This is a genomic window from Ruegeria sp. CL6 (assembly GCF_056536465.1).
In genome coordinates, this window is the sequence record NZ_JBQFPR010000019.1 from 1 (window position 1) to 8,977 (window position 8,977).

The following is an 8,977-nucleotide window of genomic DNA, read 5'->3' on the forward strand; positions in this document are numbered from 1 at the left end:
GACGATCCGAGTTGTCCTCGAACCCTGCAATACGGGGATCGCCTGGAGGGTGTAGCAAGTACCCCATGTTCATTTGTGCAATATGTTCCACAAAATATCTCCACCGCTGAACGTGGTTTCTACAGTCACCAGCAGCTCTGACTCTGTCCAGCGATTTTAGATCTGCGGCCTACAAACCGACACGCAGAAACAACGCCGACGCTGTTCGCTCAATGCATCCTCTGCGGTTTGTTCGTTTGTCAAACAGCGGCCCAAAACGGACCTTTTCAACCAGTCTTTGCAATTTTCGATAAGCGGGCAAAACGTGTGTTCGCTGCGGCTGAGCGAATGTCTGCATTGGCTGATGGAATCTATTTCGATTCAGTTATTCGAAACATCAACTTGCTTCTGTCCGAAAGGCGCTGCTTAGGACAGTTTGACTAACTGTCTAAGTCCAACGCCTTCATCAATTCGAAGACTTGGCTACGCATCCAAGCCGCCATCGGGGCGTTGTCGGAACGCTTGTGCCAGATGCCGATGATCAACGCTGGTTCAATGTGCATCGGAGGTTCGAACACCTTCAGTTCGAATGTCTTGGCCACTTTCCTTGCGAGCTGAGCGGGTACAAGCGCGATGAGGTCGCTTTCGCTAACCGCGCGGCAAACGCCACTGAAGACGGGCACTGTCATAGCAACTTGTCGCTGTTTTCCGACGCGGTTTAGGGCAGCATCGCCCATCGCGGCCAAGTTCCCTTCGGGGGAGAACAAGACATGGTGGAGCGCACAGAACGTATCCATGTGCATTTGTGTCCCTTCCTGAAGCCCCTCAAGCTTTGGATTTCCCTTGCGAGCTATCACGTGGAACGGCGAATGGAAAAGCGGCTCCCGATTGACCCAGTCCGGCAGGAGCAAATCCGGGATCAGCGCAATGTCAGCGTTGCGTCGCTCAAGACTGGCCACATAGTCATTCGGAACCAGATCAACCAGCTGCGCTCGTAGATTGGGCGCTGACTTTTGCAGGCGATCACCCAAAGGTGGCATCAGGAGTTCCGCGAAAAAATCGCTGGCGGCGATCCGGAAAGTGCCTTCAGCGGTTCGCGGATCAAAGGTAGCTGGCGGAGCTAGCAAAGCCTCAAGACGTTCGAGTTCTTCGCGCAAACCGGATTCAATCCTCGCTGCATAATCAGTCGCAACCAAACGGTTTCCCTGCCGGACAAAAAGGGGGTCGTCCAAGGCATGACGAAGACGTGACAATGCACCAGAGACTGCGGATTGCGACATGGCGAGCTTGTCGGCCGCCTTGACGGTTGAGCCTTCGCTAAAGAGGGCGTCCAGCACGCGCAAAAGGTTGAGGTCCAGTGTAGCGAAATTCACCTAGCCGATATCCTATATTAGATATTGCGGTTTGCCTGATAGGTTGGCCTTCGGATAGGATTCTGTCAACGGAAGCGCTTTCGTTTCAATCCAATGCAAATGGAGAGAAGCGATGAAGGACCTGGCCCAAATCGACGGAGCCATCGAATGGCTCGGCGTAAAATACAAAACCATCCTCGGCTCAGAACAGACGGGTGGCACTATGTCTATTGTGGACAGCTGGTCCCCTGCGGGTAGCGGCCCTCCACGCCACGTGCATCAAAACGAAGACGAAACCTTCGTAATTCTCACCGGAACATGCAGGTTCTGGCTAGAAGGCGAGGAGTTCACCGCAGGGGCCGGCGAAAGCGTATTCATCCCACGAGGCAAGGAACATACCTTCAAGGTGACAGACGACGAACCTTGCCGCCATCTCGTGATCCTGACGCCCGGCGGATTCGAAGGCTTCTTTGCCGACATGGCAGCCGGTCAGTGCCGTATTCCCGAGGACATGCCTGCTATCGAAGAGAGCGCCAAGCGGCACAACATGACCTTCACTGGCCCACCATTGGATTGATACCATGACTGGGAAACACATCGTCTATCATATCCCCGTCTGTCCCTTCTCGCAGCGACTGGAAATCCTACTGGCGCTGCGCGGACTGACGGATGCCGTGGAATTTCGTGTAGTAGACATCACCAAGCCGCGCGATCCCGAATTGCTAGCCAAGACCCGAGGTACGACAGCCTTGCCCGTGCTGGAAACCAGCGACGGCCGCATATTAAAAGAAAGCCTCGTGATCCTGCGCTATCTTGATGAGGCGCTGCCAGGGGCACCATTGCGCCGCAGTGATCCTGCCGAGCACGCCATTGAGTCGATGCTGGTCGCCCGCGAAGGACCCTTTACAATGGCAGGCTATCTCTTTGTCATGAATCAGGATCAGGCGCGCCGAGATGAGCATTTGAATAAACTCCTCGCGCTCTATCGAGACCTTGATGATTTCTTAGCTCATCATAATCCGACTGGCCCATTCCTGTTCGAGAACTTCGGTTTGGCAGAGGCTGTTTTTACCCCGATGTTCAAGCGGTTTTGGTTCCTTGACTACTACGAAGGGTTCAAACTACCCGTTGGCAAAGATTATGACCGGGTACGAGTGTGGCGTGATGCATGCATGGCGCATCCAGAAACAGCGCAGGTGACCGAAGAAGAGATCGTCAAGCTTTACTACGACTACGCGCTCGGGGCCGGAAACGGTGCCCTGCCTAACGGTCGCAGCGTTTCAAGTTTCACCTTCGAACCGCCTTGGCAATCGAGACCCATGCCCCCAAGGGAAAAGTATGCAGCGACAGCTACCGACAAAGAGCTAGGCCTTGTCGCCTGACCATGGAGCAAATAGTCAACACCGGACATTTGTGCGCTGTGCGGCATCGAACAAATTGGACTCGTGTTGCCGTTCTCCGCAGCAAGTATGATTGGCTGATCGCAGCACTGAAGGATCTTTCAAAACTGGAAATAACACCTCAGCTACCGTGGCTCGCTGCGACCGATTTTATGCTAAAGTAAGCAGGCACCATTTGGAGATTATTAGCTCGGAGCAACGGAGATGGAACGCAAATTAGCGGCCATTCTGGCCACCGATATAGTCGGTTTCGCAGGATTGGTATCACGCGATGAAAGCGGAACATTAGCTAAGTTGGTTCGACTAGAACGTGAAATCATCGGCATGCAGGTGGAAGCAAACCGGGGTCGTGTTTTTAAGTCTACTGGCGATGGGTTTTTGGCTGAGTTCTCGAGTGTCTTTGAAGCGGTCAATTGTGCAATCAATATTCAAAGAGCGTGTGCGCGCGAAGCACGCCAATCTAACAGTGACGACCCACTCATTTTACGAGTCGGAGTTTCGCTCGGTGATGTCGTTGTACACGGCGACGATATTCTCGGAGACGGCGTAAATACTGCCGCACGGCTTGAGGCAATAGCGGAACCAGGTGGAATCGCGGTTTCAGGAGAAGTAATGGCGCAAATAGCGGGCAAGATAGATCTTCCGCTGGCGGATTGCGGTCACAAAAGACTCAAGAGCACTGATACTCCAATACATGTCTACATGACCGTTTCAGAACCCGGAGAGGAAGGGGGTTTTCTGGATTTTGATGAAGATGAATTGGCCAAAACCTTAGTGACAGGTGGCTGCATCTGTGGGTTGGTCCGGTATGAAATAAACGCACCCGCCATAAGCACAGGGTATTGCCATTGTAGTTGTTGCAGAAAATTTTCTGGTTCAGCAGTTAATGCATGGGCGGCCTTTCCCGCTTCTGCTGTTCGATTTCTCACCGAGGAACCTCGATACTTCGCAACTACGCCGATAGCAAATCGTGGCTTTTGTGCCAGATGCGGGGCAAGTCTAACTTATAAGCTCGTGAAGCCACGAGAAACGGCCTATCTGGTCCTGCATACTTCGAGCCTCGACCAACCAGAAAACTTTGCTCCTTCGGTCCACTCTGGAATAGAAAGCAAAATGCCATGGTTTGATATTTTGGATGACTTACCTCGCACAAGGTCTTCGGACTCTAGAGTTTTGCAAGAAGCATGGTCAAGTGTCGGTCTACCAGACCCTGAAACTTGGGGACCTTTGGCTAAGCCGCCTGTAGTGTTTTAGTGATCGAGCGATTTCTGCTTTATCCGCAAAGAGAACATTCCTAGCGTTTGAGAAAATGACAACATCGAGCCCAATGCGGGCGCCCATAAGACGTTAGCGAGGCTGCACAGCGACCGACCGCTCGGAGTCCAGATCGGTCGGTCGCCTTTTCTAGATTTCCAGTGTCCCCGGCTCATGATCTACTGATCGGCTTGATGTCCATTGAAGCCATGTCGCGGCGGTCAACAGTTCTAATATGCGACAGCACCTCCATCTCGAAACTTTCCTTGAAGGTAAAGGGCCCCAAATGGCCGGCACCTTTCAGAACCTTTAGCTCAGCAAGCTTACCTTGGGTTGCCAGAATTTCTGCGATGCGCTTCGTGTGCGCATGAGTCTCCGATCCGAGCATGATCGTAGAGGGAATTCCTTCATGAAAAATATTTTCTGGATCAGGTTCATTCAGAAGCGCATCGAAATCGCTTGGGGCTTTGTGAACCCAATTAATCATAGCGCACCTGCGTTCACGGCTCAGGGCTTGCCAAGAGCCAAGTCCTCCCCAAAAATCAGTAAAAACCTGTGCGCTAAACTCTTCGCATCCCTCTTCTATGCCAGTTCGTATTGCGTTTGTGAGGCTTACAATCTCGGAATACAATGAACCGTCAGCCGCGTTTCCGGCTTTCAGTAGGCTGAACAAAGTTGGTTCATAGAGACAAAGTGATCGAACAAGGTCGGGTCGAGCTCTGGCAATGTGCAACGCCAGCGCTCCTCCATACGAGTGTCCAATCAAGTGAGCGGGTCTGCCAAGCTTCTCAATCTCAGTGATGATCGAAGCAGCTTCGTGTTCCAATGTGAACGGCCCGTCGGGGATTTTATGACCCCGAGACAGGGTTCCAATTAGGTCGGGCGCTATTGTTTTGGTTTCATCGCTCATCCGGGCAAACAGAGTGCGCCACTGGCTTCCGTCAGCACCGGAACAATGTAGCCCCACGCAGGGAGCGGGCGAAATTTGGGACCGGGACGGCGAAGCGTGTAGTGATGCGTCAAATTGTTTATTCATGTGATGACCTCCAATCTGAATTTCACAATGGTGTCACTCATCTGTCCTTCAACCTATCGGACACATGTCCCGGCTAGACTCAAAACGACGGGAAATTGTTGGGACATTTGCCCCAAATTGACTAAAAAAGGACATGCGAACCGTTAGATACACTTCCTCAAGCGATGGTACGTCGCTGGCGTGGAGCAAATCCGGAAACGGCCTGCCCATGGTAAAGGCGGCTAATTGGCTTACGCATCTCAGTTATGATCTCGACAGTCCAATTTGGTCTCACTGGATCGAAATGTTAGAAAGTCAATTCACCCTTGTTCGATATGATGAGCGAGGCTGCGGATTATCTGACAAGCGAGTTGAGAATCTGAGTATTGATTACTGGGTTGATGATCTCGAAGCTGTAATCGACGCCGCTGAAATAAATGAACCATTCTATCTTCTGGGTGTTTCTCAGGGCGCTGCGACTTCTATCGCGTATTCGCTGAGGCATCCCGGCAGAGTCGCCGGGATGATACTCGTTGGAGGCTATGCAAGGGGCAGCAACCACCGCGGATCGGTTGCCGCCAAAAACTACAAGACTGTTATCGATGTATTTCGCCTGGGTTGGGAGAATGACAACCCAGCGTTTCAAGATGTATTTACATCAAGATTTCTTCCTGGTGCGCCGTCCGAACAACGCTCTTGGTTTACAGAACTTTGCCAAAAGACCGTTTTGCCTGAGACAGGGGCCGACCTGCTTATGGCGCGCGCTGACGTTAATGTTGAAAGTCTATTGCCAAAGGTTTCAGTTCCAACACTGGTGATCCATTCAAGGAACGATCAGGTTATTCCGTTTGAAGAAGGACAACGTCTCGCTCAGAATATTCCCGGAGCGACAATGTCTGCTTTAGAGGGAAAAAATCACATTATCCAACGCGATGAATCTGCCTGGCGCGCTTTTTCCAAGAGCTTGCTTGAATTTACATTTTCCGGTCAAACGACGGACTTTGACGATTTGACAAAGCGCGAGCAGGACGTGCTGAGACTCATCTGCCAAGCAATGAGTGGTAAAGAAATTGCTAGAAGTCTTCAAATGAGTGAAAAAACCGTTCGAAACCACACAAGTAAAATCTACGCAAAACTTGAACTGCAAAACAGACAGCATGCAATTCGCACGTATGGGCATCTGTTCTGATTAGAGCATGAAACTGCAAACCTATTAATCTGATCTAACGTGGCAATGGTAGCTTTGTCCGCAGAGCAATCGTTCACGCCGAGCGCCGCGAAGGTTCGATTGCCGCTCGCCGCTATTCACTTCAACGACTGTTCGCAGACCAAATTGGGCATTCTTCCAGCGGCAAAAAATATGTTTCCACATGTTGCATGCTTGCTATGACTTGCCGCTGGTCTACAACTGGTGTCGTCAATCAGGAATGCCAGCCGCGACAACTGGTGAGGTCCAAACCAGGCCCGAACCAAGCAGGATCGCAGATACCAAACGTTTCAAGTAGCTTGCCAATTGGGAAGCCGGTTGGAAGGCGGTATCAATTGCACTGATCATACCTGTAGTCCCCGTATTCCAGCCAGTTTGCCGAGCCTTCGTTAAAAATCAGAAACTCGGACCTGTCTTCCCCAAGTAGGGCTACGACAAATCCGGTCGGCGGCTCAGAATTTCCGAAGTAACTGTAGGCAGTCATGGCTCTGATCGACTCGCCGTTGACCGTTACTCGCGCGTCCCACTCCCCCTCTGGATTGTCCAAAATTACGGGTTCGATCACGCGCTCTATCGCCCCGCCACCACAATAGACAATGCCTTCGGGCGCTTCGTAGGAGGCCCCCTGGTTAATATCTGACTCGCAGGCGGAACGAAGGGACTGGATTGCCGAGCTGGAACCCTTCAAGTCAAAGATTCCGTAACTGACATCTTGATCAATCATCGACAAATTAACCGATGCATTGGCCGCAAGCTGGTCCAGCACAAAACCATAATCCTGCTGACTATTGAAACTGACCTCGACAGGATAATTGTCGACGATCTGCACGTCAGCGTTCTCTGCGCCAACCTGAAATGCGCCAACTTCGGTGGTGCCGTTCTTCAAGAAACGAATGGAAAGCCCCTGCTTGTCCGCAATGTCCTGGCTGTCCTCGTATCCAGCCGGAGCAAAGCGGATACGGTTACACTGAAGTTCCAGCGTCATGTTTCCGGTCTGAATAAATGCATTGGGATTAGGCCCGGAGTTGAACGACCACTCCGCTGATGCTGTGGTCGCCATTGCCATCATCAGTGTTCCAATGGAAATCGTTTGGAAACTCATTTTCTCTCTCCATGGTGTTGTGGTTCGTACTGTCGTTCAGCAGAGATTCCGGCCCGTTACCTGGGCAACCAGGTCAGGAAACAGGTGTGCCGTATTCGTTTGCGCCTTCTTCCGAAGGGCGCGTCAGCCACCAGATCATCAGGATGGACAGAACCAATTGAAGAATTGAGACAACAACAATACCGGTTACGCCCAGGACGGCCGCGGGTCCTCGCAATGCATCGGGGTTATCCGTCCCTTGCTCCAATACCGAAAAGAACGCCACCCCACCCAGCATAACAAAAAGCGTTGTAATGCTGAGCGCCATCGGCAGCAGCAAATACCAGCCAGGTCGTCCTGTATCATGCAGCCTCCGCCAACCGGCGGCCAGCATAGGTATGAGAACGGCCAGTTGGAAAACAGAGGACAGAACCTGAGATCCTTGCCCTGTTTCGGGGTTGGTCCCGAATATGATCGAATCCAACACAGCTAAAAAGGCACTCACGAGAACCACAAACAAGAAGAACCACCAGTATTCTGACCGTATAGCCCGCCCGGAGAACTGGAAGTATTTCGAGAAACACGTTTTAACGGCTTCACCAAATCCCATTTTTCAATCCTTTCTTGGTTTCTATGCGGCGTCAAATCGCTTCGCCGCTCGGGAGAACGCAACCGCGCCTTTGAGTTCTCCCACCTACCTTTTTGTTTGAAAGCAGCGGCCTATCGCACGAGAGCGTAAAGAATTTTACGCGCGGAAAAAATATTGATTTATTAAAAATTAGATTCAAACATGCGAATTCGACACAACTTTATTTTACCTCCGTTGTTGTCGTTGCTGCTCGCTGTGCCGAGCCCTTCCGACTGCTGGAGTGAGTGCTGGCGGTCGGAAGGCACTTTACAATGATTGAGTGCTGGGAGGACGCGATGCTCAGACTAAACGTACTCGCCCTATTTCCAGAATTCGCTCGAGCTTTTGCCAGTGTCGTCATTCAGCTTTCACACGTCGTCGGCGGTCTCGGTAGGCAAAGTAAAATCGCTCTGCCCGCCAAGCCCCCCGCGACAAGTTGTTGGAAAGGGAAATCACAGGGTCGAAGTATGTTCCATAGCCCGCTCTGACGCGAGAACTTCAAACAAGCCCATCCAATTTCACTAATTTCAAGGGAACCAGAGGGAGAAGAAAATGTCTAACAAGATGGTGATGATTGCAGGCACGACATGTTTCGCACTGCTTGCGGCCTGCGACGATACGAGTACATCAAGCGCGTCCGCCGAACTCACGCCGGCTCAGCAAGCGTGTTTGCGAGATGTAGCCAGCACAACGAACAATTCACAAGTCGTGGTGCTCTCATCCGCGTTTAGCGAGGCGGGAACACAGGTCACAGTCGGCGTTGGCGAGGATCGCGCTCCTTGGAACTGCATTGCTTACAGTGATGGCACGACAGCTGGTATCGAGTTCCTGGGTGACGAAGGCGCATTGTGACCTGTCTGCTGCGTAGCTGAAAACGGCTGCGCAGCACTGGCTTGATCTGCTGAGGCTCGACTTGGTTTGTAGAACCACCATCATCGTATTCGCGGTCATGTACCTGTTGGCGTTGGTTGCATTCTTGACGGGCACATTTGGCTGGTTGGGACAGGAACGAGACCCTTTGTCCGGAGTGTTCCTGCTGCCGTTGGGACTACCTTGGATAC

Annotated in this window: 9 protein-coding genes; 5 read left to right on the forward strand and 4 right to left on the reverse strand. The window is 51.8% G+C overall.

The genetic code is table 11. The features are described from left to right. Positions 1-419: 419 nt before the first annotated feature. Complete coding sequence (locus tag ACR0LH_RS21330; protein WP_480722389.1) at positions 420-1,322, reverse strand: LysR family transcriptional regulator; 903 nt, start codon at positions 1,320-1,322, stop codon at positions 420-422. Between the two features lie 142 nt (positions 1,323-1,464). Between ACR0LH_RS21330 and ACR0LH_RS21335 the strand changes: the two genes are divergently transcribed. The 3 genes from ACR0LH_RS21335 to ACR0LH_RS21345 all read left to right on the forward strand — a co-directional run bounded on the left by ACR0LH_RS21335 (position 1,465) and on the right by ACR0LH_RS21345 (position 3,985). Continuing rightward, on the forward strand, positions 1,465-1,908 hold the full coding sequence (locus ACR0LH_RS21335; RefSeq protein WP_480722390.1) for a cupin domain-containing protein: 444 nt from the start codon (positions 1,465-1,467) through the stop codon (positions 1,906-1,908). Positions 1,909-1,912: 4 nt separating this feature from the next. Further along, a complete protein-coding gene (locus ACR0LH_RS21340) occupies positions 1,913-2,713 on the forward strand; it encodes a glutathione S-transferase family protein (RefSeq protein WP_480722392.1) in 801 nt (266 codons plus the stop codon). 222 nt (positions 2,714-2,935) lie between these two features. Then, a complete protein-coding gene (locus ACR0LH_RS21345) occupies positions 2,936-3,985 on the forward strand; it encodes a GFA family protein (protein WP_170458412.1) in 1,050 nt (349 codons plus the stop codon). 172 nt (positions 3,986-4,157) lie between these two features. Here the strand turns inward: ACR0LH_RS21345 and ACR0LH_RS21350 are convergent, their stop codons facing one another. Beyond that, positions 4,158-5,021: an alpha/beta hydrolase gene (locus tag ACR0LH_RS21350; protein ID WP_170458410.1), complete on the reverse strand. Its 864-nt coding sequence runs from the start codon at positions 5,019-5,021 to the stop codon at positions 4,158-4,160. 208 nt (positions 5,022-5,229) lie between these two features. On the opposite strand from ACR0LH_RS21350, the gene ACR0LH_RS21355 reads away from it, so the two are divergent. Then, positions 5,230-6,189, forward strand: coding sequence for an alpha/beta fold hydrolase (locus ACR0LH_RS21355; protein WP_480577106.1), 960 nt, complete (start codon positions 5,230-5,232; stop codon positions 6,187-6,189). A gap of 349 nt (positions 6,190-6,538) precedes the next feature. Here the strand turns inward: ACR0LH_RS21355 and ACR0LH_RS21360 are convergent, their stop codons facing one another. Together ACR0LH_RS21360 and ACR0LH_RS21365 are read right to left on the reverse strand one after the other, a co-directional pair. Next, positions 6,539-7,309: a hypothetical protein gene (locus ACR0LH_RS21360; RefSeq protein WP_171126705.1), complete on the reverse strand. Its 771-nt coding sequence runs from the start codon at positions 7,307-7,309 to the stop codon at positions 6,539-6,541. 73 nt (positions 7,310-7,382) lie between these two features. After that, the gene (locus tag ACR0LH_RS21365; protein WP_480722393.1) at positions 7,383-7,898 is read right to left on the reverse strand and encodes a DUF805 domain-containing protein; all 516 of its coding nucleotides are present in this window, start codon (positions 7,896-7,898) and stop codon (positions 7,383-7,385) included. A 570-nt stretch (positions 7,899-8,468) separates the two neighbouring features. Here ACR0LH_RS21365 and ACR0LH_RS21370 point away from each other — a divergent pair. Beyond that, positions 8,469-8,768 (forward strand): hypothetical protein, encoded by a 300-nt coding sequence (locus ACR0LH_RS21370; RefSeq protein WP_170418729.1) that lies wholly within the window; start codon positions 8,469-8,471, stop codon positions 8,766-8,768. Positions 8,769-8,977: the final 209 nt, after the last annotated feature.